The organism is Luteococcus japonicus (genome assembly GCF_003752415.1).
Taxonomy (GTDB): domain Bacteria; phylum Actinomycetota; class Actinomycetes; order Propionibacteriales; family Propionibacteriaceae; genus Luteococcus; species Luteococcus japonicus.
In genome coordinates this window covers 1,935,434-1,959,076 of the sequence record NZ_RKHG01000001.1, presented here as the reverse complement: position 1 = coordinate 1,959,076, position 23,643 = coordinate 1,935,434, and the positions used below count along the sequence as shown (strand labels likewise).

Sequence of the window (23,643 nt, the reverse complement as noted above, 5' to 3'; positions counted from 1 at the left end):
TGCTGACGTAACCTAACACGTGTTAGGTACTCAATGAGGAGCCAGACATGACTGACATCACACGCCGGGCAGTGCTCGGTGCAGCCGGCTTGGGCGCGGCCGGGACCGCCCTGTCCTGGAAGAGGCTCACCGGCCTCGACATCCCCGGCCGCGGCGCCGACCAGCTGAACATCGCCATCAACGGAACGGCGCAGGACGCCGCGGCCAACCAGGGCCTGATCGACGCCTTCAGTGCCCTCCACCCTGACATCAAGGTCCGCATCGTGCCCATCCAGGGCGCGGACTGGAGCGACTTCTTCGCCAAGATCCTCACCCTGGTGGCGGCCGGGACACCGCCCGACGTGGTGATGGTTGCCACGGAGGGGACCCAGCTCTTCGCGGAACGACTCGCCCACCCACTCGACGAGTTCGTGATGCGGGACAAGGAGGAGATGCGCGAGTTCTTCGAGGACGTGCACCCCTCGCTGATCGAGGCCTTCATGTACCAGGGAAACCTCTTTCAGCTGCCGTTGAGCTGGAATGCCGCCAACATGTACTTCTCGTCCAAGGCCATGGAGCGGGCCGGGCTGGACTATCCCCGCGAGGACTGGACCTGGGGCGACTTCCAGGGACACCTGCGCCAGATGCGCAAGGCGTCGACGGGAACCTTCCGGCCCTTCTTCTGGACCAATCGCCTGTGGGGTGGCGTGGTGCCGTGGCTCTACAGCAATGACACCTCCTTCCTGAAGCCGAGCCGCTACGCCGGAGGCGAATGGCTTTGGCAGCAGTTCTACCCGGGGGAGAAGGGGCGCAGCGGTGGCTACCGCTGGGCCGAACCCAATGCCGACGACCCCAAGGTGCTGGAGTCCTTCGAATTCCTGCAGGAGCTGGTGGCAGAGAACCTCGGGTCCTCGCCGGTGCAGGGTGGTGGCAATGAACTGGTCAGCCGCTTCGGTTCCGGCGTGATTGGGATGACCCCGTCGGGTGGCTACTGGGTACACGGGCTCAACCAAGCGGGCATGAAGCGCGACGACTATGACGTCGCCTTCTTCCCCAAGCGCCGCACCCAGCAGCACCAGTTCGGCACCGCCGGGTACGCGATCATGCGTGCCTCCAAGCGCAAGGACGCCGCCTGGGAGTGGCTGAAGTTCTGCGTCAGCAACCAAGGGATGGGCATCGCGCAAAAGAATCCCGACTCGAACAGCGCCCGCCGCTCGCACAACACCAAGCTCTACAAGGACACGGGCCCCGCCCACTGGAAGGTCTTCTACGAGACCCTCGACAGGTACCCGACGACGGCACCGGTGCCCGCCCCGCCGCAGGAGGCCGCAGTGGAGACCGCCCTGATCAAGAACGTGCTGGGCGCCGTCACCGGCTCCCGGTCCAATGTGAAGCGTGCGCTGGCGACGCTCCAGCGTGACCTCGAACTCGCCATGAAGGAGTCATGATGGGCGTCCCCGTGAATCCCGCCGCTGCGGCCGAGACCCCCGTTCCCAGCATCCCCGCGGCCCCGGGGCGCCGTGGCGAGGGCAAGCTGGCCGCCCTGCTGCTGGCCCCCACGGTCATCGGCATCACCCTGTTCACCCTGGTGCCCATCATCGGATCCATCGTGCTGGCCTTCTTCGACTGGGACATCATCTCCACACCGAAGTTCGTCGGCGTCAAGAACTTCCAGACCCTGGCCAGCTCGCCCACCATCCGGGTCAGCTTCCTCAACACCTTCGGCTTCGTGCTCATCGCCGTCACGCTGCAGATCGCCGTCGCCATGACGCTGGCCGTCCTGGTGCAGTCCAAGATGCCGGGCTGGCTGCGCTCCTTCTTCCGCTCTGTCTTCTTCTTCCCGTTGATCCTCTCGGCCGCCTCGGTCTCGTTGATCATGAGCTACCTGTTCAACGAGGACTTCGGCACCATCAACAAGCTGCTCGGGCTGTTGGGGATGAGCCCGGTCCACTGGCTCACCAGCACCACGGGCGCCATGGTGGTCACCGTCCTGGTCTACGTGTGGCAGAACTTCGGCTTCACCTTCCTGCTCTTCATCGGTGGTCTGGCATCCATCCCGCAGGACATCTACGAAGCCAGCGACATCGACGGAGCCTCGCCCATGAAGCGCTTCTGGCAGATCACGATGCCCTTGGTCAGTCCCACCATGCTGGTTGCCACCGTGATGGCCATCATCTCCGCGCTGCAGATCTTCGACCAGCCCTATGTGCTCACCAAGGGCGGCCCCGGGGACTCCACCCGCACCGCCGTCATGGTGATCTACCAGTCGGCCTTCCAAGAACTGCAGTTCGGCCTCGCTGCCGCCATCGGCCTGGTGCTGATGCTGATCATCATGTTGGTCACCTGGCTGCAGTTCCGCCTGTCCAAGCGTTTCGTCTTCTACATGTGAGGGGCCTGACATGTCCACTGCAACAACCACTGCCCCTGACCTGACGGGGACCCCTGCTCGGCGCTCGCGACGCGGCAACCTTGCCCCGCTGGCTGGACGGATCCTCGTCCTGTTGGTGGCCCTCTTCCTGACGCTTGGTCCCGTCGTGTGGACCCTGTGGGTGGCCTTCACCCCCACCGACGAGGCCGGCCGTCGCACCCTCAGCTTCGCGGCCTTCAGCGACGCCTTCGCCAAGGTGAACATGATGCGCCTGTTCTGGAACTCGATCCTGGTCACGGCCCTGTGCGCCGTCGGCCAGATGTTCACCGCGGCACTGGCCGGCTATGCCTTTGCACGGCTGCGCTTTCGTGGCCGCAACGCCCTGTTCGCCGTGATCCTGGCGACGATGATGGTGCCGATGCAGGTCACCATCGTCCCGGTCTTCATGCTGATCCGGGGTATGGGGCTGTCGGACACGCTGCTCGCCCTGATCCTGCCTGCCATCCCCACGGCCTTCGGCACCTTCCTGATGCGCCAGTACTTCCTGGGCATCCCGGACAGCCTGGCCGAGGCCGCGCAGATCGACGGTGCCACCCCGTGGCAGGTCTTCTGGAAGGTCTACCTGCCGCTCAGCACGCCCGGCCTGGCGATCGTCGGCATCCTGGCCTTCAACGCCATCTGGAATGAGTTCTTCCGGCCGCTGATCATGACGATCAGCTCCGAGAACTTCACCCTGCCGCTGGGCCTGGTGAGCCTGCAGGGTCAGTTGGGCACCGGAAGCATGAGCACCGTGTTGGCCGGCGTCGTCCTGTCCATGATTCCCGCCCTTGTCGTCTTCGTCTTCGGGCAGCGACCGCTGCGCGAAGGCCTCACCGCAGGAAGTGTGAAGTGATGTGTGATCCCTGTCTGCCCGTGTGTCATGTTCGCCCTGCCAAGGGGTGGGTCAATGACCCCAATGGAGTGTGCCGCTGGAATGGCCGCTGGCACGTCTTCTACCAGTTCAACCCCGACGAGCCCCGTCACGGCCAGATCCACTGGGGACACGCCAGCTCCGAGGACCTGGTGAGCTGGCGGGAGGAGACGGTGGCGCTGCGCCCCCGGCCCGGCCAGCTCGACGAGGTGGGTTGCTGGAGCGGCTGCTTCACCAACGATGCCGGGACACCCACCTTCTGCTACACGGCGGTGGCAACCAACCCCGCCGATGCGGTGGGGGCGATCGCCACCGGCACGGATGACCTGCTCCGCTGGCAGCAGGCCGAGACACCCAGCGCTCCTCGGGTGGGGGCCGCGGTGGCGGAGACCCGGGATCCCTTCGTCGTCTGGATCGAGGACCGTCGCTACATCGTGCAGGGCCACGGAGGCCTCGGCGTCGCCGCGCAGGTCCTGGTCTACGACGCGACGGACCTGACGGACTGGAAGCTGCTCGGCCCCTTGCTCGAGATGACGGACCCGGTAGCCGCAGAACACGCGGCGGCCGACATCTGGGAGTGCCCCAACCTGGTGCAGGTGGACGGGCAGTGGGTCCTCGTCCTGAGCCTGTGGCGCCACAACGGCGTCCAGGGTGAGCTGTCCGGGGTTCGCTGGCTGGTGGGCGACATCGCGCTGGCCGGCGGGGTGCCCCGCTTCACCGCTCGCGACGGCGGTGTGGTGGACGAGGGCCCGGCCTTCTACGCACCACAACTGCTGCCCGACGTGGACCACGCAGGAGATCCCCGCGTCTTGATGTGGGGTTGGTCCTGGGAACTCGACCGCGACGAGGCCTGGCTCGACCAGCACGGCTGGGCTGGTGTGCTCACCACCGCTCGCGAACTGCACCTTCGCGACGGGCGACTGGTCAGCGAGCCGGCGCCGGAGGTCTTGGCGGCGCTCACCGACGAGCCATCGGACGGCTGGTCGGCGGGTGAGGGAGCCAGGGTGGTCACGACCACTGGGCCCGGGCGCCTGGTCTGTTCCGACGCCGAGGGACCCGATGCCGTGGAGTTTGCCGGTGCGAGCACCGTGGTGGTGGACGGCAGCCTTGTCGAGGTCTTCACCGACGGCGCCGCCTTCACCACCAGGATCTACCCGACCACGGGTTCCGTGTGGCGCGTCGAGGCCGACGGCGTCCGGGTCCGCCGTCTGGGCTGAGCTCAGGAACGCGGCGCGGCGACCGACTCGCGTCGGACCATCGGACTGTCCACCGGGATCTCCCCGGTGGGCAGTTCCTTGCCGTCCAGGGCCTCCAGCAGCAACGAGGCGGCCCGTTCTCCCATGGCCCGGTGGGGGAGGAGCACCGTGCTCAAGCCCAGCTGGGGCGCCACGTTCGGATCGTCGTCATAGCCAACCACCGACAGGTCCTCGGGAATCCTCAGGCCCAGCCGGGCGGCGGCCAGGAAGACCCCGGCGGCCACGCGGTCATTGGCGCACATGATGGCGGTGGGCGGCTCGGCGACGTCGAGGACACGCGTTCCCGTCTCCAGCCCGGCGTCGATCTCCCAACCACACGGCACCAGGGTGGAGTGCGCGCCCGAGCGCTCGATGGCCTCCCGGTGGCCGGTGATGCGACGCCCATTGGCGATGACCTCGTCGGTGCCCGTCAGGTAGGTGATCCGGCGGTGGCCGGCCTCCAGCAGGAGTTCGGTGGCCCGCCTTCCACCAACCTCCTCGTCACCGACGACGCCCGCTACCCGGCCCTGCGGATCGAAGGCATTGAGCAGCAGGCACTTCTCGGCAAGGAAGGACTCCGGCGGCTGCCAGGAGTGCAGCCCCTCTGCCGCGAAGAGCAGGGCATCGCACTGCCGGGCCCTCAGCATGTCGACGGCCTCCACCTCCAGCTCGCGGTCCTGATGGGAGTCGATGGCCAGCAGCAGGTAGCCCTTGCGAGCGGCCACGTCGGTGGCTCCGGAGATCATGGCGCCGCCGTAGGTACCGGAGGCGATCGAGTCGGTGATCACCCCGATGGTGTGGGTGGCGGCATTGCGCAGACTCCGGGCAATGCCATTGGGTCGGTAGCCCAGTTCCTTGGCGGCGGCGCGCACTGCGGCCTGGTTCTCGGCCGAGATGACCCCTTCGGCGCGCCCGTTCAGCACGAGCGAGACGGCGCTGCGGGAGACGCCCGCCAGGGCGGCCACGTCATGCGACGTGACACGTCGTGCCATGGCTGCCACCTCAGTGCAGTACGGCGGTGCCGGGGGGCAGCAACAGCTCCTGGCTGCCCTCCTCCTCGGCGCCCTGGCTGGAAACCTTGTCGAACAGGATCTTCACCGTCTGCAGCCCGATCTTGAGGTCGAGCATCGGCGAATAGGTCTTGATGTAGAGCAGGTCGAAGTTCAGCTTGGCCTGGAAGTCGCTGGCGTACTTGCCGTAGACCTGCGCATAGCCCGTCACGCCGGCGCGCACATTGTGGCGCAGCGGGTAGTGCGGGTTGATCTGGGTGAACTGCTCCACGAAGAAGGGACGCTCCGGGCGGGGACCGATCAGGCTCATGTCGCCACGCAGCACATTGATCAGCTGCGGCAGCTCGTCGATGCGCATGCTGCGCAGGTACTTGCCCAGCGGGGTGACGCGGGCGTCATTGCTGGTGGCCAGGGTTGGGCCCGACGTGGCCTCCGCATTGGCGGCCATCGAGCGGAACTTGAGGATCTCGAATTCCTTGTTGTCCTTGGTGATGCGTACCTGCTTGTAGAAGACGGGGCCTGGGGAGGTGAGCTTCACCAGCAGTGCGGTGATGAGCATGATGGGGCTGACCAGGATCAGGCCCACCAGCGCGACCAGGAAGTCTCCGACGCGCTTGAGCAGGTCGTACTCGCCGGGAATCCTGAAGGGGCTGACCAGCACGATCGACTCGTCCTCGATGCTCATGATGTTCGGGTTGATCATCAGGAGGCGCTGGAAGTCCGCGGTGAGGAAGATCTCCTTGTTCTGTTCCAGCAGGTAGTCGTAGACATCGCGACGCGTGTCGTCGTCGATCTGGTCACTGACATGGACGGAGTCGTACTCGTCGAGGTGATCGCGCAGATGCGTCACGTAGTTGCCGTCGACGACGTGGGTGAGCTGGTGGCGGGGGCTGCGGTTGGACAGGAAGTTGCGCACCGCGCGGGACTCGTGGTCCGGGACCGTCAGGCACATCACCCGGTTGTTGCCACGCACCTTGCGGTAGATGCCGTAGACCAGGACCCGCACCAGGGAGAGCGCGACGAAGCTGATCAGCAGGTTGATGACGATCACACCGCGCGGGAAGGCGAACCAGCTGCCCGCGAAGGTCGCCGCCGCGATCAGTGCCGTGACGATGATCTGGTCGATCAGGGTGATGATCACCAGGTCGAGCTTGGTCTTGTTGTAGAGGACATAGACGCCGGAAAAGACGCTCACCACCACGAAGCCCAGCAGCGCCCAGCCGAAGGCGCTGGAGATGTCGGCCATGTTGCGCTTGGGGAAGCCGCCTCCGAACCGCAACCACACCGACAGGAAGAGGCAGGCGGTGAAGGCGACGGCGTCAGCAAGCACCATCATCAGCTTCTCCGCCTTGGCGAAGTTGTCCTTGCGGGCCACGAACGTCCTTCCGTCATCTGCCGTGGGGATCGCGGGCATCGTCAAGGCCCGCGGGATCGCACGTCAGTCTACGTGCGCGAACCGGTTCAGGCCCGGTAGGAGGCGATGGCCTTGTCCAAGGCCGCCTCCAGCTTGGCGGCGCTGGCCTCCAGGCTGAAGCGATCGGTCATCAGTTGGCGCGCACGGGCATGCCAACGCTCCATGGTGGCCGGGTCCGCGTCACGCACCCGGGCGATGCCCTCGGCCAGGTCCAGGGGCTCCACCACGGCACCCACCTCGTCATCGGTGATCACCTTGCGCAGCGGCTGCTTGGCATTGGACACCACGGCCAGGCCGGAGGCCATGTAGTCGTACAGCTTGTTCGGGCTCATGCCCTTGTTGAAGACGCTCTGCGGGCTCACGGTGTGCAGGCCGACGTCGCCGGCCTTGAGCAGCCGCACCAGCCCCGCCTTGTCCACCTGGTCATGGAAACGGACATTGGTGAGCTTGCGGTGGGTCACCTCGTCGACGGCCCACTGCTTGTTGGATCCGGAGCCGATCAGGAAGAAGTCGACGTCGGGCAGCTTCTCCGCTGCCTCCAGGATGAGGTCCAGTCCGACATAGCTGGAGTGGTTCCCGCTGAAGATGGCCGTGAAACGCGTGAACCCCAGTTCCTGGCGCAGCTCCTCCTTGGTCTGGGGAATGTCGAACTCGGCCAGGTCGGCGCCATTGCCCACGACGTTCAGCTTGGCGACGTCGATCCCCAGCCTTGCGAAGTGGTCCTCCCAGCCGTCGGTGACGACGATGATCTGTTCGGCGTTCTTGTACAGGGTGCGTTCGACGGCCACCAAGGCCTTGTGCAGGGGGCTGCCCTCCTTGAGGGAACCTCCGCTGACCAGGCTCTCGGGCCACAGGTCGCGCACCTCCATGACGAAGGGCTTGCGGCGCACCTTGGCCAGTGCCAGACCCGCGACGGGAGCCAACAGCTGGGGGGAGGAGGCGAAGACCAGATCGCAGGTCTTGCCAAGGCCGGTGGCGAAGGCCTCGGCGGCGAAGACACCCCAGCCGAGGATGCGCTTGCCACCATTGCCTGCATAGGCCGGGACCGGGACCAGGTTGAAGCGCCGGTCCACGGAGCTCATCACCTCACCGGTGGTGTGGTGCCGCTTGCTGGAGATGATGCGGAAGTCCCAGCCCTTGAGGCGGTCGAACATGTCGAAGGTGCGGGTGATGCCACCGTACTCGCGGGGGAAGGCGTACTGGTTGATCGCCAGCGCCCGGCGCTTGCCCTGGGGGGTGTTCTGGTCAAGCTGGTCCATGGACGGTCCCTTCATCCTCGCGTCTTCCTGCATGCTGCAAGGCCAACAGTCTATCGGGGGTGATGGCCGCGGCTCGGGATGTCTGGTGGTGGCCCGTCAGAGGCTTCGAGCCTCCCCGAAGCTGATCGTCAGCTGAAGGGGTTGGTCATCTGATCAGCATGGAAATCCTTCTGGCTTGGGAATTTGGATCCGGTGGGCCCGCGCGGTGTTCGTGTCGACTGTGCATTGCCTGAAGGCGTCCGTACGGGCACGCGCGCGTGGGGCATCGTGGTGGGAGTAGATCTGGGTATCTGGGACTCTCATTCGGCCCTCACTGGGGCGGATGGAACGTCGGCGGGGCCGGTAGCCTTGAGAAGTTGTGGTCCGCGGTCTGCTCTTGGTGGCAGGCCATGGGTCTGAGTGGATGACGGGAACCCATGTGAAGTGCGCACGCCGGCAGGCAGCGTCCCAGGCGGTCAGGCCCTGGGCCTCGCCGTGGGTCAGTGCGCACCTGGACTGCCGTTGCTGTCCGGATCTCGACGGTGGGCAGCTGGACCAATCACCTTTCGGATGGCACATTTTTCAGCCGGGCAAGGGAATGCGCCATATGACGTGCCCGTGGGGGAGTCATGACGGAATGGAGGTGCGTGGATGAGTCCTTCCACCAACCCCTCCGGCGACGGCGTGGGCAAGGGCCGGAGCATCCTGCGCCGCCAGCTGATGAGCCTGGTGGGCATGGTCCTGCTGCCCGTGCTGATGGCCTCGGGTGCACTGTGGGTCAGTTCCGGCGCCGAGGGCCGGCTGAGTCGCTCCGAGGCGGCGATCGTGAACCTCGACGAGGGTGCCAGCGTCGGCGGTGACCGCATGCAGTTGGGTCAGGAGTACGCCCTTGCGCTCAAGGCCCAGGACGGCCCCAGCTTCACCTGGCGTTATGGCGTCTCCGTCGCCGACGCCCAGGAAGGGCTCGCCTCGGGCCGTTACTCGGCGTCAGTGGTGATCCCCAGTGGCTTCTCCCGCGTCCTGACCGGCACCAGCGATGCCGGTTCGCAGGACCGTGCGACCCTCGTCGTCGAGCAGTCCCCGGTCTCCGGCGTGAATGACCACGTGGTCTTCGGGCAACTCTCCGATGCCGCCACGCGTTCTCTGTCCAGCTCGGTCAGCCGCAAGTACCTGGACAACATCTTCGTCGCCTCCACACGAGTCGGAGCCACCCTGGGGGATGCCTCGACGGCTGCCCAGGAGGCCTATCTGGCCTCGGGCGAGCTGCAGCGCCAGGCCGGCGACGCGCAGCGCGCCTCCGCGGAGCTCGACCGTCAGGCCGTGGCGAGTTCCCGCAGCGCCGACGAGGCGGCCGCGGGTTCGAGCAAGGCCGCGAGCAGCGCGGCGAGCCTGGACGCTGCCGGTTCCCGGGCCACCACATCTCCTGCGGATGCCGAGGTCGCCGCCCGGGCCGAGGCCGCCATCAAGGACACCGCGGCCAAGGCCAAGGGCGTCCAGGCAGCCGCGGACAAGGCGAAGACCTCATCGGAGACCGCGGCAGCCCAGGCCAAGGCCGCCGGGAAGCAGGGCAAGCAGACGGCTGACTCCTCGGCTGCGATGGCCAGGGCGGCTGCCGCCAACCGGGAGGCAGCAAAGAAGTACACCGGTCAGATGGGCGCCGCCGCGAGCCAGCAGGCGGAGCTGCAGCAGCAGTTGGTGGAGATCCAGAAGTCCCTGGACAGCTACGTGAAGAATGTGCAGGTGGTGACCACCGCCGTCCAGAAGACCACGGGCCGCACCATCACCGAGCAGTCGGTTCCCGCCTCGAAGCGTCTGGCCGGGGCGGCGACGGGGCAACAGGGCACAGGGCAGCAGGCCACGGGCCAGGGTGGACTCCCCCGGGCCATCTCGAGCCGGGAGGCGGCCGCGCCAGCCCAGTCCGCTCAGTCCGCACAGCCGGCCCCATCGGGCCCTGCGTCGCAGACCACTGCCGTGAGCCCCGAAGCCCCCGCACCCGAAGCCACCGCGACAGCGGCTCCCGCACCCGAAGCCCCCGCACCCGAAGCCCCCGCGACAGCGGCTCCCGCACCCGAAGCCACCGCGACAGCGGCTCCCGCGCCCACCAGTGAGACGGCGCAACCGGCCAGCCCGCAGCAGCCGGCCCAGCAGAGCAACGTCGCGCCGGAGCCGGCCACGGCCCAGCCCCAGGCGGCGGCCACACGAGGCACACAAGAGCCTGCGCCCCAGGCCAACGAGAACGCCACCACGCAGCCCGCCTTGGTCCAGGGTGCCGGAGCACTCGGAGCGCAGGCGATCATCGCAGCCCCCGCCGTCCCGGCGCAGCAGGCTGCGGTGCAGCCAGCCGCGCCTGTCGATCCCGTCGCCCAACGCGATGCGATGGTCAAGGAACTGAAGGTGGCCGCCGGGCAGCTCGGCTCGGATGTGAAGGAACTGGAATCCCTCAAGGTGCGGGCCGCAGCAACCAGTACGGCGGCCCAGCAGCTCCAGGGCGCCTACGACTCCCTGGAGAAGGCGCTGCCCACCGGCGAGGTCCGGATGAACAACGGCGTCGGTGCCGGCTCCGTGCCCGCCGCGTGCCAGGCCTTCGCGGACAAGGCCGCGGTCCGTGCCTGCAAGGCGGGCTACGAGGCCGGCTACAACGAGGCCGTGGCGAAGGTGGTGGCCGCGCTGCGAGCCAGCACCGTGAACGCGCGGATCGACGTCGTGGTGGAACAGACCTCTGCGACGGCCAAGCAGGTCGACGGCCTGCAGATCGGCACCCAGCAGCTCGCGGCCACCCTCACCAGCCTGGCGGACCGTCTGGCTGCCCTGGACCTGTCGGCGGACCACGAAGCCACCCCGGCTCCGACCGCGACGGTGACGGTCACGAAGCCCGCACCCAGCCAGCAGACCACTCCGGGGCCCACGTCCACCGTCACCGTCACGGCACCGCCGTCGTCCCAGAACCCCAGTGCCCCGCAGGAAAGTCCGTCACAGTCGTCCCCCGAGCCCTCCAGCTCCGGACCCTCGGTCCCGGCGCCGACGTCCTCCCAGACCCCGGCCGTGCCAGAGCTCGCCTCGCGCGAAGTGACCGCCGCGCTGGAGCAGCTCAATGAGTCGAGCAGCACCGTCTCCGCGCAGCTCAGCTCACTGGGAGAGACCGCCGGGAGGAGCCGCGAGGCGCTCACCGAGGTGGGTACCGGCTCCGATGCCGCGAAGGACCTCACCGGTGGCGCCGATGCCATGACCACCGCGGCTCTCGCCCAGGCCGACGTCGTCAAGCAGCTGCAGACCAGCCTGAGCATCCTCAACGACGGCATGACCGGTCTCGGCACCACGATGACCGGCCTCCAGGGACAGGCCAGCTCGCTGGGCGAGGACACCGGCGCCATCAGCGACAATGCCACCCGTCTGGCCACCCGCGCCGCGACGCTGGACCGGACCATCGCCGAGCTGTCGACGGCGGCGGGTCAGGCCGCCACCGATGCGCAGACCGCCGCCAGCCGCAGTGCGGAGCTCCAGCGCCAGATCAGTGGCCTGCAGCAGGCCAGCGGTCTGGTCAACGGCAGCACCACCGCCGTCGCCCAGGACGCCAGGGAGCAGACCCGCCGCACCCAGACCGTGGCCCGCAAGGTGTCCACTGCCAAGGCGGACATGCCCACCTATGACATGGGGGAGCGCCAGCGCCTGACCGACGTCGTCGGCAAGCCGATCGACACGGCCCAGAGCCAGCAATTCCGCAATGTCGGGTGGGTGAGCATGCTGATGCTGCTGTCCCTGTGGGCGGGTGCGATGGCCCTGCACAGCGCCCTCAACCCGGTCAGCACCAAGGTGCGCACCTCGACGGCCCGCCCCGGTGCCCTGCTGGTGCAGGAGATGGCGCCCGCCGCCACGGCCGCCGTCGCACAGGCGCTGGCGGTCAGCGCCGTCGGACAGGCTGCCCTTCACATGTCGGCGGGGCGTTGGGCGGCAGTCACCGCAGTACTCGTCATCGCCAGCCTGACCTTCGCGGCCATCAACCACAGCCTGGTGGCCTTCCTACGGGTCTTCGGCCGGCTGGTGGCCGCGGTCTGCGCCCTGGTTGCCGGCGCGACGATCCTCACCCGGGCCTACCCCCCGGCCATGGAGGTCCTGCGGCTGCTCTCGCCGCTGACACCGGCCGTCGAGACCGTGCGGGGCGTGATGACCGGAGCGCCCGGCACCGTCACCAGCTTCCTGGCCCTGATGTTGTGGCTTGCAGTGGGCCTGGTCTTCAGTGCCCTGGCGATCCTGCGGGACCGCAACCCGGAACCCGTGAGGGTCCCCACCGTGCGGGACGAGTGACTCAGCCGCGGATCTCGTCCACCGTCGCCGTCGTCAGGCGCAGCTCGACGGGAACCTCGTCGCCCACTGCCACCGAGCCGGCGCCGGGCAGGAAGACCAGCGAGGACTGCATGTGCGGGGGCTCGACGAAGAAGCGCTTCTTGCCGGACACGGTGTAGGGGCTGAGCGCAAAGCCCAGGGCCTCCATGGAGCTTGAGACCAGGGTGATGGCGCGCTGGCGAAGCTTCGCGGCCGAGGTCGGGGCCTCCAGGGCGATGCCGTTGGCGGTGCCGCCGCTGACCACCACCACCCAGCCGTCGGTGGGCATCCGGCGCTGCCAGTAGCCGATCCGTTCGCCACGCCGCACCTTGTGCATGTCCAGCACGCGGGCGGTGGTGCGACGGGTCTTCGGGGCGCCGAGCCACAGCTTGGTGCCGACCCGCAGGCGGGTGGGGACGCTGACCTCCTCGCGCAGGGTGTCGTACTCGGCGGCCAGCAGGTGGGACAGCCACAGCGGCGCGCGGTGCGCGGCCAGGGCGGCGGCCGCCAGGGCCCGCGCCTCTCCGAGCCGGTCATCGGCCACCATCGGCAGGTGGACGGTCCACCCCTCGACGTGCATCTCGCCGAGACGGTCGGCGACGCGCGGAAGGTCCTCGATGGCCAGCCCGTGGCGACGCATGGAGGTCATCACCTCCAGCACGATCCGGGCCTGCGGGTTCACGGCACGCGCGGCATCCAGGTCGTCCAGCCGGGAGATGGTGCTGATCACCTGCTCCTCGCGCAGCACCTCGTCGCCGTCGTGAGGGCTCCACGGGGTGAGTACGACGATGCTGCCGGACCAGCCACCGGCGCGGACCTTCGCGACCTCCGGCTGGGTGCCGACGGCGATCACGTCGGCACCGAGCAGGATCGCCTCCTGCGCCAGGCGTTCCAGGCCGTAGCCGTAGCCATTCCCCTTGGCGACGGGTACCAGGCCGGGGGTGGCGTCGGCGATGCTGCGCAGGTGCTTGCGCCAGGCCTCGGTCTCGATGGTCAGCGCGACGCTCATCGCCCGCTCCGACGGCCGAGCTTGTCGAGGCCCTTGACCAGCGCCTTCACGGAGGATGCCTTGCTGGCCACGGCCCCCTTGATCTTCTGTCGGTTCATGTATGCGTCGAAGGCCAGGTAGAGCGGCTTGTTGATCGGCAGGTCCCACTCGCCGGGGTAGGCGACGGCCTGGCCGCCGGTGCCCACCTTGAACTGGATCAGGCCGATCTCCGGGTCGTCGGCGGCGATGCCCTCGGTGATGCCTCGCAGGTCGTAGACGCTCGTGCCCACAGCCAGGGAGTCCTGGATCATCTGCCACTGGATGCGGTTGCTGCCGCGCACCTCGCGCTTCTCGTTGGAGCTGGCGCCGTAGGAGTACCAGGCGTGCCTGCCCACCTGGATCCAGGTGGTGGCGGCCACCACGTCGTCCTCGTGGCGGGCCAGGTAGACGCGCATCCGGTCTTCCCTCTCTCCGTTGAGGGCGTCCCACATGGTTTGGAAGTAGCCCAGCGGGCGGGGGTGGAAGCCGTCACGTTCGGCGGTGACCAGGTAGACCTCGTGGAAGGCGGCCAGGTCGTCACGGGTTCCGCGCACAATCTCGACGCCCGCCTTGTCGGCCTTCTTGATGTTGCGGCGCCACAGCTGGTTCATGCCCTTGAGCACCTCGTCGGCGCTCTTCGGTGTGCCGTCCTCGTGGGCCAGCGGCAGCTGGAAGTTGAACTTGGGCTGTCCGGCGGCGAAGCCCTCGCCGTCCTTGGGGGCCTTCCAGCCGAGCCGGTGCAGGGTGTCCGAGACCCTCACCACGTCGCGGTGGGTGGCATCCGGGGCTGCCTGGCTGAGGGTGGTGAGGTGTTCGTCGGCGATGGCGGTCTTGATGGTGTCCGGGCCCCAGGTGCGCTCGACGACCGTCGGGCCGATCCGCACGCCGAAGGCGCCCTTGGCCTTGGCGTGCTGGGCCAGTGCGGTCAGGAACCCGTCGAGGTCGGGACGCAGCCAGTCGATCACCGGGCCCTCGGGCAGGTAGGCGAGGGATCGCTTGACCTTGGGCATCTCGCGGTAGAGCACCAGGCCGGCGCCCACCAGCTCACTGCCGTCGAAGAAACCCAGCGACTCGTGGCCCCACTCCGGCTTCACCTTCGCCCAGGCGGGCAGCTGCAGGAAGCTCACGGTGGTGGGGAAGTCCTGGTCCGCGGCCTTGGCCTCGACGAAGGCGAGGTGCTCGGCGGCGGTGATCTGGCGCACGGTGATGGTCACCCTTCGAGGCTACCGGATGGGTCCGGGGTGGCCCGGCTCCTGATGGCGGCCGCCCGGCTCCAAAACTGAGAGCCAAAACAAGGCTTGGCACGTTCCAATTCCCGCGAGGGCTCCTGTGGGCTCTCAGTTTTGGGTGAGGGCCCCGACGAGCAGCCGGGCGGTGGCCTCGCCGTCGTCGATCGCCTGCTGCCACGGCACGCGCAGCATCATGGCCAGCGCCCCGGTGTAGCTGATCACGATGCCGCGGGCCAGCTCCTCGGCGTGTTCTGCGGTGACCTCGGTGGCGAAGCACAGACAACGTTCCTGGAGCAGGGTGGTCTCCCGGCGCAGGATGTCGGCGATGGCCTTCGTCGGGGTGGGCAGGGTTGCCGCTGTGCCGCTGAAGGAGCACCAGCGTTCGGTCATTCGCTCGGCCTGGTAGGTGCGCAGCGCGGCGAAGATGGCCAGCAGCCGCTCCTGAGGGGTGGCGGAACGTTCGATCGCGGCGTCCCAGACCTCGGTCCATTCGGTGAGCCGTCGTTCCAGGGCGGCGGCGAGCAGCCCGTCCTTGTTGCCGAAGTGGGCGTAGAGGCTGGCCGGCGAGGCGCCGGCCTTTCCGAGGATCGCATCGACGGGGGTTGCGACGGCTCCCACCTGGAAGAAGAGCTCGTCCGCTGCGTCGAGCAGGCGGTCGTGCACGGGTGTCCTGGTGGCCATGTCGTCATCCTAGACCTTGACGTAACGACCGTTTCAGTGAAACGGTCGTTACGGAACACGTCATCAGCTTGAGGAGCAGCCATGCCGCAGATGTACATCGACGGACAGTGGGTCGACGCGCTTTCGGGCGAGGTGCGGGAGATCGCCTGCCCCGCCGACCAGACCGTCGTCGCGAGCGTCCCCGAGGGCGCCGAGGCCGACGCCGAACTCGCCATTGCCGCGGCTCGCAAGGCCTTCGACGAGGGAACCTGGCCCGCCACCCCCGGCCCCGAGCGTGGTCTCCTGCTGCACCGCCTCGCCGACCTGCTTGAGCAGGAGAAGGAGGAGGTGGCCCGCCTGGAGGCCCTCGACACCGGCAAGCGCATGCTCGAGGCCCGCCTCGACATGGACGACATCATCAGCGTCTTCCGGCACTTCGCCACCCTCGCCGCCGCAGAACAGGGCCGCGTCGTGGACCCCGGAATGCCCGGCGTCTCCTCGCGCGTCGTCGCCGAGCCGGTGGGCGTGTGCAGCATGATCACCCCCTGGAACTACCCGCTGCTGCAGACCTCCTGGAAGGTCGCCCCCGCCCTTGCGGCCGGGAACACCTTCGTCCTCAAGCCCAGCGAGCTCACCCCGTCCACCGCCATCTGGCTGATGGGTGCGCTGGAGCGCCTGGGCCTGCCCAAGGGCGTGGCCAACCTGGTGCTCGGGCCCGGCGCCACCGTCGGTGCCACCATGACCAGCCACCCCGACGTCGACCTGGTCAGCTTCACCGGTGGCCTGCAGACCGGCCGGGGCATCATGGCCGCCGCCGCCCCCACCGTGAAGCGCGTCGCCCTGGAGCTGGGTGGCAAGAATCCGAACGTGGTCTTCGCCGACGCGGACCTGGACGCCGCCATCGACAATGCGCTGACCGCGATCTTCCTGGACTCCGGCCAGGTCTGCTCCGCCGGCGCCCGGCTGGTGGTGGAGGAGTCCATCCATGACCAGGTGGTCGACGAGCTGGTGCGCCGCGCCGGCGAGATCCGGCTGGGTGGCCCCTTCGACGAGGATGCGGAGACCGGCCCCCTGATCAGCGGGCCGCACCGCGAGAAGGTGGAGGCCTACGTCGAGGCCGCCGTCGCCGAGGGCGCCAAGCTCCTGGTGGGTGGCAAGCGCCCCGAGGATCCCGAGCTGGACAAGGGCTTCTACTACCTGCCGACCATCCTCGACGGCTGCACCAGTGACATGCGCTGCGTGCAGGACGAGTCCTTCGGGCCCGTGCTCACCGTCGAGACCTTCTCCGGCGCCACCCGCGAACAGGCCGAGGACGCCGCCGTCGCCATCGCCAATGACACCATCTACGGCCTGGCCGGCGCCGTGTGGACCGAGAATGCGGGCCGCGCCGAGCGGGTGGCCAAGCGGCTGCGCCACGGCACCATCTGGATCAACGACTACCACCCCTATGTCGCGGGCGCCGAGTGGGGCGGCATGAAGCAGTCCGGCATCGGCCGCGAACTGGGCCTGGCCGGCCTGCACGAGTACCAGGAGACCAAGCACATCTGGCACAACACCGCGCCCGCCCGCGCCGGCTGGTTCGCCGACAGCCGCGCCTGAACCCCCTTCCACGGTCCCCGAGACCGCCTTCCACGGTCCACGAGACCCCCTTCCATGGTCCCCGAGCCTGTCGAGGGGCCACGACCTGACCTTCACGACCTGACCAGTACGAACGAGATGAGGAAACCCATGAAGCGTTACGACTACGTCATCGTCGGCGGTGGATCCGCCGGCTCCGTCATGGCCAACCGCCTGTCGGCAGACAAGAAGACCACCGTCCTGGTGCTGGAGGCCGGCCGCGCAGACTGGCGCGTCGACCCGCTGATCCACATGCCTGCCGCCCTGATGTTCCCCAGCGGCAACCCCCTCTACGACTGGGCCTACGAGTCCGAGCCCGAGCCCCACATGGGCGGCCGCCGCGTCAAGCACGCCCGCGGCAAGGTGCTGGGCGGTTCCAGCTCCATCAACGGCATGATCTTCCAGCGCGGCAATGCCGGCGACTACGACAAGTGGGCCACCCAGCCCGGCATGGAGCACTGGGACTACGCGCACTGCCTGCCCTACTTCAAGCGGATGGAGACCTGCACCGTCGGCGCCGACGACTGGCGCGGCGGCTCCGGCCCGCTGCACCTGGAGCGCGGCCCGGCCACCAGCCCGCTCTTCCAGGCCTTCTTCGAGGCCACCAATCAGGCCGGCTTCCCCGCCACCGACGACGTCAACGGCTACCGCCAGGAGGGCTTCGCGCCCTTCGACCGCAATGTGAAGGACACCCGTCGCTGGAGCGCGTCGCGGGCCTACCTGACCCCGGTTCGCAACCGCAAGAACCTCTTCGTCGAGACCCTGGCGCACGTCACCGGCCTGCGGATGGACGGCAACAAGGTGACCGGCGTCGACTACGTGAAGATGCCCGGCAAGCGCCCCGAGAGCGTCGAGGCCGGCGAGGTCATCCTGTGCGGCGGCGCCTTCAACAGCCCGCAGGTGATGCAGCTGTCCGGCATCGGTGACCCTGCCGCGCTGGCCAAGGCGGGCGTCCAGACCCGCGTCGAGCTGCCCGGCGTCGGGCAGAACCTGCAGGACCACCTGGAGGTCTACATCCAGCACGCCTCCACCCAGCCCGTGTCCATCGCGCCGTGGCTGGCCTACTGGAAGGCGCCCGTGATCGGCGCCCAGTGGCTCTTCGCGAAGACCGGTGTGGGCGCCTCCAACCACTTCGAGGGCGGCGGCTTCATCCGCACCGACGACAAGGTGGCCTACCCCAACCTGATGTTCCACTTCCTGCCGATCGCGGTCCGCTACGACGGCACCGCCGCCGGCGGCGACCACGGCTACCAGGTGCACGTCGGGCCGATGAACTCCGACGTGGTGGGCGACGTGACCATCAAGGACGCCGACCCCTTCAACCACCCGTCGATCCGCTTCAACTACCTGTCCACCGAGCGTGACCGCCAGGAATGGGTGCAGGTGATCCGCGCCGCGCGCCACATCCTGGCGCAGCCCGCCTTCGCCCCCTTCGACGGTGGCGAGCTCTCGCCCGGCGCCGACGTGCAGACCGACCAGGAGATCATCGACTGGGTGGCCAAGGATGCCGAGACCGCGCTGCACCCGTCGTGCACCGCGGCGATGGGCACCGGCGAGATGTCCGTCACCGATCCGAACAGCCTGAAGGTGCACGGCGTCGAGGGCCTGCGCGTGGTCGACGCCTCGGTCTTCCCGAGCATCACCAATGGCAACATCTATGCGCCGGTGATGATGGTGGCGGAGAAGGCGGCCGACCTGATCCTGGGCAACACCCCGCTGGCCCCGGCCGACGTGCCGGTCTACCGCGCCGGTCAGGGCATGCCCGTCTTCCCCGAGGGTGATCCCCGCAACAGTGCATGGAATGCGGTGCAGGACATCCCGACCGCCGTCGCATCGATCGAGCGGGCAGGTCAGACGGAAGCAAGGGCATGAGCACCGCGACCGTCGGACGCGAGCAGGCCGGTCCGGACGGTGGAGTCGTCGAGAAGCCGCGCCCCAAGTGGCCGGTGCTCGGCGTCTCCGCCCTGCTGACCCTCGTCATCGCCGGCTGGGGTCTGGGCGCTCCGGATCATGCGCTGCGGGTGTTGGGCCGCGTGGTGACCCTGATCTCCGACTGGTTCGGCTGGTTCTACATCGCCCTCGCGACGGCGGTCCTGGCCTTCGTCATCGTGATGGGGGTGCGGCACTCCCGGGTGCGGCTGGGGCAGGACACCGACCGGCCCGAGTTCAGCACCTTCGCCTGGGCGTCGATGCTCTTCGCCGCCGGCATCGGCACCGACGTGATGTTCTTCGCCGTGGCCGAACCGGTCAGCCAGTACATGCTGCCGCCGCAGGTGCAGGCCGAGTCGTTGGAGTCTGCCCGCAAGGCGACCGTGTGGACGATGTTCCACTACGGCATCACCGGCTGGGGCATGTACGTGCTGATGGGCATGGCCCTGGGCTACTTCGCCCACCGCAAGGGCCTGCCGCTGGCCGTGCGTTCCGCGCTGCACCCGCTGCTGGGTCGTCGGATCAACGGGCCGGCCGGTGACGCGGTGGACATCGCGACGGTGGTCGGCACCATCTTCGGTGTCGCCACCAGCCTGGGCATCGGCGTCGTCATGCTCAACGTCGGCCTGGACATCATGTTCGGGATCGAACAGGGCCTGACGGCACAGGCCGCCCTGGTTGCCCTGGCCGTCGGTGTGGCCACCATCTCCGCCGTCAGCGGCGTGGACAAGGGCATCCGCATCCTGAGCCAGCTGAACGTGGCGCTCGCCATCCTGCTGGCCGCCTGGGTGCTGGTGACCGGGGACACCACCTTCCTGCTGCGCGCCATGACGATGAACATCGGCGACTTCATCTCGATGTTCCCGGGCATGACGCTGGACACGATGGCCTATGACCACCCGGCCGACTGGATGGGCGCCTGGACGCTCTTCTTCTGGGCCTGGTGGATTGCCTGGGCCTCCTTCGTGGGCATGTTCCTGGCCCGCATCTCCCGGGGGCGCACCATCGGCCAGTTCGTGTTGGGCACGCTCACCATCCCCTTCTGCTACATCGTGATGTGGGTGACCATCTTCGGCAATGCCGCGGTCAGCCAGATCCGCGACAAGGGGGACAAGGAGTTCGCGACGATGGCGCTGGAGAGCCCCGAACTGGGCTTCTTCTACCTGCTGCAGCAGTACCCGCTGCCGCTGTTCATGGTGGGGCTGGCCACCTTCGTCGGGCTGCTCTTCTACGTCACCAGCGCGGACTCCGGCGCCCTGGTGATGGCCAACCTGTCGAGCCACCTGCCCGACAGCGAGAGCGACGCCCACCCGGCGCTGCGCATCTTCTGGGCGCTGGCCACCGGCGTGCTGACCATCGCGATGCTGGCCGTCGACGGGATCGCGGCGCTGCAGAATGCGACGATCATCATGGGTCTGCCCTTCGCCTTCGTCATGGTGATGGTGATGGTGGGGCTGAACCGGGCGCTGGAGGGGGAGCGGGCCCGTCGCGACGCGGCGCGTGCCTCCATCACCTCCTCGCTGGTGGGCCGCGAGTCCCCCGCGGCGCCGGGTTCCTGGCGCAAGCGCCTGGGGGTCACCTTCGGTGCGGTGAGCGTCCGGCAGGCCGAACGCCACCTGAACGTCGTCGTGCTGCCGGCGCTGCACGCCGTCGCGACGGAGCTGGAGGCCCGCGGTGCGCAGGTCCGCCTGGTGCAGGAGGACGGCATCCCCGAGCTGCGTGTCACGCGACGGGTGCGGCTGGAGGTGGGTGAGGACGAGGCCGAGCCGTGGTTCAGCTACCCCGTGCAGATCCGTCGGGTCCCCGCCCCCACCTACGGTGCGCGGATGATCGAGGCCGACGACACCTCCACCCGCGTCGAGGTGGCCCTGCCCGGTCTGGCCGGCTACGACCTGATCTCCTACAACGAGGACCAGGTCTGCCACGACGTGCTGGACGCCTACGAGCGCCAGCTGGCGGCCACCCGGGCCGTCGCCGAGGCCGAGGCCTGATTGCAGGGGTCCCGGCTCCAAAACTGAGAGCCCAAACAGGGGTTGGCACGTTCCAAATTCATCGAGGGCTCCTGCGGGTTCTCAGTTTTGGGGACAGGGCCCCGCACATGACGAAGGGCCGCCGCAGTTGGGAAACCAACCGCGGCGGCCCTTCGCCCAGGTCCAGGCCTCAGGCTTCGGCGGAGTTCGAGCTGATGCCCGGCTTCCCGTCGTGGACGATCTTGCCCGGGTTCAGGTTCTCGCCCGGGTCGACGCCCTCGAAGAGCTTGCGCTGGATGTGCACGCCAGCGGGGGAGATGTCCTGCTCCATCCACGGCGAGTGCTCCTCGCCCACACCGTGGTGGTGGCTGACCGTGCCGCCGTGCTCCATGAAGGACTGCTGCACCGCACGCTTCACGTGGTCATAGGTGGCCATGTTGTCCTCGGAACCGTCGGCGACGGCGAAGGTGAAGTACTGGCAGGCGCCCGCGTGGTAGCTGTGCGAGACGTGGCACATGATGAAGCCCTTGTGCCCGGTCTCGGCGAAGGCCTGCTCGGCGGCCTTCACGGTCTCGTCGTGCATCTCCTTGGTGCGGCTCCACGGCGTCGCCGTCTCGCTCACATCGGCCGGGATGCCCATGTTCAGCAGGAAGTCGCGGATGTAGGGGATGTCGTACTTCTTCTGGTCGAAGAGGGTGCCGGGGCCCTTGCCCACATTCATGCCCCCCTGGGCGCGCACGATCTTGTTCACCACGCTCTTCGCGTAGCGCACGTGCACGGGGCTGCCCTCAAAACCGACGAAGGAGATGCAGATCTCCTCCAGGTTCCAGCCCTTGGCGGTCATCAGCTTCTGCATCGCCTTGTTGATGTAGTGGCTCTTGGTGCTGGACTTCTTGCCATTGGCCATCGAGAACTCGGTCTCGGCAGCGTCGGAGACGCGCAACATCATCGGCTTGGCGTCACTGTGGGCGATCAGCTCGGCGGCCTTCAGGCCCGCGTCGTAGTTCGGGTAGAAGTAGGCCTGGATCTCGCGGGCCTCCGCGATCCGGTGCACCTGCATCCACGCCTGGGTGATGATGCCCAGCCGGCCCTCCGAACCCAGCACCATCTCGCGCACGCTGGGGCCCGACGAGTACGACGGCAGCGGGTGCAGGCTCAGCACCTGGGTGCGCTGCTCCGAACCCTCGGCCGCGGGCATCACCATCTCCAGACCGCGGGTGATGTCGGCGATGTCGCCGTACTTGTCCGACTGCGAACCGGTGGAGCGCGTCGCGATCCAGCCGCCGACGGTGGACCACATGAAGCTGTCCGGGAAGTGGCCCAGCGTCCAGCCCTTCGCGTTGAGCTGCTCCTCCATGTCGGGGCCCAGTGCGCCGGCCTGGATCAGGGCGATCTCCGCCTGCTCGTCGATCTCCAGGACCTTGTTCATCCGGCCCATGTCGACGCTGACCACCACCCGCTGCTCGCCGGGCTCGGCCTCCAGCGCGGCGACGATGTTCGAGCCACCGCCATAGGGGATCAGCACGGCATCGGCGCGCAAGCAGGCCTCCATCACGGCCTGCACCTCGTCGCCGCTGCCGGGGTAGACGACGACGTCGGGAACCCGGCCGAGGATGCCGCGGCGGACCCGCACGAGGTCACGAACACCCTTGCCATAGGAGTGCACGACGCGCATCTCGTCATCGGTGCGCACATTGTCCGCGCCGACGGTGGACAGCAGCTGTTCGCGCAGCTCGTCGCCCAGGATGCTGGCGGGCACGTCGATGTCTGCGAGCCGGGGCTCGGTCAGGTCCTTGGCCAGGATGTCGACGCCCAGCTTGTCCATCGCGAAGGGCGGGAACTTGGGCTTGTTGGCCACGGCATAGGGCTTGTCCCCGTCTGCTCCCCAACCCCACCACTTCTGGTACTTGGCCGGGGCCTTGGACTTGTTCTGGCTCACTGCTTCTCCTGGATGGTCGGGGGCTGGGGGGTCGAGTCCTGGGGGGCCTGGGTCTTCGCCTTCTCCAGGGCGGCGGTGTGTGCGTACTCCGCCAGGGTCTTCATGCCGTAGGCGCGGGCAGTGGAGTCGTGCAGCTCGAGCACCTGACGTCGCATCCTCTCATTGAACTGGTGGGCGATCTCGCCGGGGTGCGGGTGCATCGGCGCACCGATCACCACGTGCACCGTCGGCCGGTTCAACGGCAGCGTCTTCTGGGTCGACGGCCATGCCGCGTACGCACCCACCAGGGCGATCGGCACCGCCGGCACATTGCGGCTGATGCACAGGGCCGCGGCACCCGGCTTGAAGGGGGCCATGGCTCCGGTGCGGGAACGGGTTCCTTCCGGGAAGAGCATCAGCGGCACGCCGTCGCTGAGCAGGTTGCCGGCCAGCCCCTTGCGTCCGCGGGTCCCCTTGCGGTCCACGGGGAAGGCATTGAAGAAGAGCGCCGTGGGGGCGGCCTTCCACCAGGCATCGAAGAAGTAGTCCGCGGCGGCACCTGCGGACAGGAACTGGGACAGCCGGCGCGGCAGCGAACCGATGATCAGCGGAGCGTCGAAGTGGCTGGAGTGGTTTGCGACGGCAATGAAGGCGCCATCCAGGTCATCCAGGTTCTCCTGGCCGATGACGTGCACGTCGAGCAGCCGCCAGATGGCGGGCTTGAGCAGCAACAACTGGGCGCTGCTGCGGGTGGCGGCCATCGGCTTGGAACGGTAACGGGCGCGTTCTCCGCCGGGGAACTTGACGCGGTCGAACATG

16 protein-coding genes are annotated in these 23,643 nt (G+C 68.3%); 8 read left to right on the top strand and 8 right to left on the bottom strand.

The window, feature by feature from the left end; translation table 11 throughout:
- Window positions 1–47 precede the first annotated feature (47 nt).
- The 4 genes from EDD41_RS09440 to EDD41_RS09425 are packed head-to-tail and all read left to right on the top strand — an operon-like array spanning window position 48 to window position 4,474.
- Complete coding sequence (locus EDD41_RS09440) at window positions 48–1,427, top strand: ABC transporter substrate-binding protein (protein ID WP_123575721.1); 1,380 nt, start codon at window positions 48–50, stop codon at window positions 1,425–1,427.
- Complete coding sequence (locus EDD41_RS09435) at window positions 1,424–2,368, top strand: carbohydrate ABC transporter permease (RefSeq protein ID WP_245995602.1); 945 nt, start codon at window positions 1,424–1,426, stop codon at window positions 2,366–2,368. Before EDD41_RS09440 ends, EDD41_RS09435 begins: the two co-directional genes overlap by 4 nt.
- Window positions 2,369–2,378: 10 nt before the next feature.
- Window positions 2,379–3,239: a carbohydrate ABC transporter permease gene (locus EDD41_RS09430; protein ID WP_123575719.1), complete on the top strand. Its 861-nt coding sequence runs from the start codon at window positions 2,379–2,381 to the stop codon at window positions 3,237–3,239.
- Window positions 3,239–4,474, top strand: a complete 1,236-nt coding sequence (locus EDD41_RS09425; RefSeq protein WP_123575718.1) for a glycoside hydrolase family 32 protein — start codon at window positions 3,239–3,241, stop codon at window positions 4,472–4,474. Before EDD41_RS09430 ends, EDD41_RS09425 begins: the two co-directional genes overlap by 1 nt.
- Window positions 4,475–4,476: 2 nt before the next feature.
- Here EDD41_RS09425 and EDD41_RS09420 read toward each other — a convergent pair whose 3' ends face one another.
- From EDD41_RS09420 to EDD41_RS09410, 3 genes are all read right to left on the bottom strand, one after another.
- On the bottom strand, window positions 4,477–5,484 hold the full coding sequence (locus EDD41_RS09420; RefSeq protein WP_123575717.1) for a LacI family DNA-binding transcriptional regulator: 1,008 nt from the start codon (window positions 5,482–5,484) through the stop codon (window positions 4,477–4,479).
- 10 nt (window positions 5,485–5,494) lie between these two features.
- The gene (locus EDD41_RS09415) at window positions 5,495–6,838 is read right to left on the bottom strand and encodes a sugar transferase (RefSeq protein ID WP_342769284.1); all 1,344 of its coding nucleotides are present in this window, start codon (window positions 6,836–6,838) and stop codon (window positions 5,495–5,497) included.
- Window positions 6,839–6,963: 125 nt separating this feature from the next.
- A complete protein-coding gene (locus tag EDD41_RS09410; RefSeq protein WP_123576982.1) occupies window positions 6,964–8,175 on the bottom strand; it encodes a glycosyltransferase family 4 protein in 1,212 nt (403 codons plus the stop codon).
- A gap of 630 nt (window positions 8,176–8,805) precedes the next feature.
- Here EDD41_RS09410 and EDD41_RS16850 point away from each other — a divergent pair.
- Window positions 8,806–12,456, top strand: coding sequence for a YhgE/Pip domain-containing protein (locus EDD41_RS16850; protein ID WP_170165307.1), 3,651 nt, complete (start codon window positions 8,806–8,808; stop codon window positions 12,454–12,456).
- A gap of 1 nt (window position 12,457) precedes the next feature.
- Here EDD41_RS16850 and EDD41_RS09400 read toward each other — a convergent pair whose 3' ends face one another.
- The 3 genes from EDD41_RS09400 to EDD41_RS09390 all read right to left on the bottom strand — a co-directional run bounded on the left by EDD41_RS09400 (window position 12,458) and on the right by EDD41_RS09390 (window position 15,411).
- Window positions 12,458–13,483: an alanine racemase gene (locus EDD41_RS09400; RefSeq protein ID WP_123575715.1), complete on the bottom strand. Its 1,026-nt coding sequence runs from the start codon at window positions 13,481–13,483 to the stop codon at window positions 12,458–12,460.
- On the bottom strand, window positions 13,480–14,715 hold the full coding sequence (locus EDD41_RS09395; protein WP_094763572.1) for a lipid II:glycine glycyltransferase FemX: 1,236 nt from the start codon (window positions 14,713–14,715) through the stop codon (window positions 13,480–13,482). Before EDD41_RS09395 ends, EDD41_RS09400 begins: the two co-directional genes overlap by 4 nt.
- Window positions 14,716–14,838: 123 nt before the next feature.
- A complete protein-coding gene (locus tag EDD41_RS09390) occupies window positions 14,839–15,411 on the bottom strand; it encodes a TetR/AcrR family transcriptional regulator (protein WP_123575714.1) in 573 nt (190 codons plus the stop codon).
- Window positions 15,412–15,492: 81 nt separating this feature from the next.
- Between EDD41_RS09390 and EDD41_RS09385 the strand changes: the two genes are divergently transcribed.
- The 3 genes from EDD41_RS09385 to betT all read left to right on the top strand — a co-directional run bounded on the left by EDD41_RS09385 (window position 15,493) and on the right by betT (window position 20,927).
- Window positions 15,493–16,989 carry an aldehyde dehydrogenase family protein gene (locus EDD41_RS09385; RefSeq protein ID WP_123575713.1) on the top strand — a complete coding sequence of 499 codons (1,497 nt, stop codon included), beginning with the start codon at window positions 15,493–15,495 and terminating at the stop codon, window positions 16,987–16,989.
- Between the two features lie 129 nt (window positions 16,990–17,118).
- On the top strand, window positions 17,119–18,879 hold the full coding sequence (betA, locus tag EDD41_RS09380) for a choline dehydrogenase (RefSeq protein ID WP_123575712.1): 1,761 nt from the start codon (window positions 17,119–17,121) through the stop codon (window positions 18,877–18,879).
- Window positions 18,876–20,927, top strand: coding sequence for a choline BCCT transporter BetT (gene betT, locus EDD41_RS09375; RefSeq protein ID WP_123575711.1), 2,052 nt, complete (start codon window positions 18,876–18,878; stop codon window positions 20,925–20,927). Before betA ends, betT begins: the two co-directional genes overlap by 4 nt.
- A 169-nt stretch (window positions 20,928–21,096) precedes the next feature.
- On the opposite strand, the gene EDD41_RS09370 is transcribed toward betT, so the two are convergent.
- Window positions 21,097–22,845 (bottom strand): FAD-binding oxidoreductase, encoded by a 1,749-nt coding sequence (locus EDD41_RS09370; protein WP_245995600.1) that lies wholly within the window; start codon window positions 22,843–22,845, stop codon window positions 21,097–21,099.
- Complete coding sequence (locus EDD41_RS09365) at window positions 22,842–23,642, bottom strand: lysophospholipid acyltransferase family protein (RefSeq protein ID WP_094765655.1); 801 nt, start codon at window positions 23,640–23,642, stop codon at window positions 22,842–22,844. Before EDD41_RS09365 ends, EDD41_RS09370 begins: the two co-directional genes overlap by 4 nt.
- Between the last annotated feature and the right edge of the window lies 1 nt (window position 23,643).

What these genes read in the sequence shown, in the direction of transcription:
- EDD41_RS09440 (WP_123575721.1), top strand. Translation starts at nt 48, where the DNA reads ATGACTGACATCACACGCCGGGCAGTGCTCGGTGCAGCCGGCTTGGGC.
- EDD41_RS09435 (WP_245995602.1), top strand. Translation starts at nt 1,424, where the DNA reads ATGATGGGCGTCCCCGTGAATCCCGCCGCTGCGGCCGAGACCCCCGTT.
- EDD41_RS09430 (WP_123575719.1), top strand. Translation starts at nt 2,379, where the DNA reads ATGTCCACTGCAACAACCACTGCCCCTGACCTGACGGGGACCCCTGCT.
- EDD41_RS09425 (WP_123575718.1), top strand. Translation starts at nt 3,239, where the DNA reads ATGTGTGATCCCTGTCTGCCCGTGTGTCATGTTCGCCCTGCCAAGGGG.
- EDD41_RS09420 (WP_123575717.1), bottom strand. Translation starts at nt 5,484, where the DNA reads ATGGCACGACGTGTCACGTCGCATGACGTGGCCGCCCTGGCGGGCGTC.
- EDD41_RS09415 (WP_342769284.1), bottom strand. Translation starts at nt 6,838, where the DNA reads ATGATGGTGCTTGCTGACGCCGTCGCCTTCACCGCCTGCCTCTTCCTG.
- EDD41_RS09410 (WP_123576982.1), bottom strand. Translation starts at nt 8,175, where the DNA reads ATGGACCAGCTTGACCAGAACACCCCCCAGGGCAAGCGCCGGGCGCTG.
- EDD41_RS16850 (WP_170165307.1), top strand. Translation starts at nt 8,806, where the DNA reads ATGAGTCCTTCCACCAACCCCTCCGGCGACGGCGTGGGCAAGGGCCGG.
- EDD41_RS09400 (WP_123575715.1), bottom strand. Translation starts at nt 13,483, where the DNA reads ATGAGCGTCGCGCTGACCATCGAGACCGAGGCCTGGCGCAAGCACCTG.
- EDD41_RS09390 (WP_123575714.1), bottom strand. Translation starts at nt 15,411, where the DNA reads ATGGCCACCAGGACACCCGTGCACGACCGCCTGCTCGACGCAGCGGAC.
- EDD41_RS09385 (WP_123575713.1), top strand. Translation starts at nt 15,493, where the DNA reads ATGCCGCAGATGTACATCGACGGACAGTGGGTCGACGCGCTTTCGGGC.
- betA (WP_123575712.1), top strand. Translation starts at nt 17,119, where the DNA reads ATGAAGCGTTACGACTACGTCATCGTCGGCGGTGGATCCGCCGGCTCC.
- betT (WP_123575711.1), top strand. Translation starts at nt 18,876, where the DNA reads ATGAGCACCGCGACCGTCGGACGCGAGCAGGCCGGTCCGGACGGTGGA.
- EDD41_RS09365 (WP_094765655.1), bottom strand. Translation starts at nt 23,642, where the DNA reads ATGTTCGACCGCGTCAAGTTCCCCGGCGGAGAACGCGCCCGTTACCGT.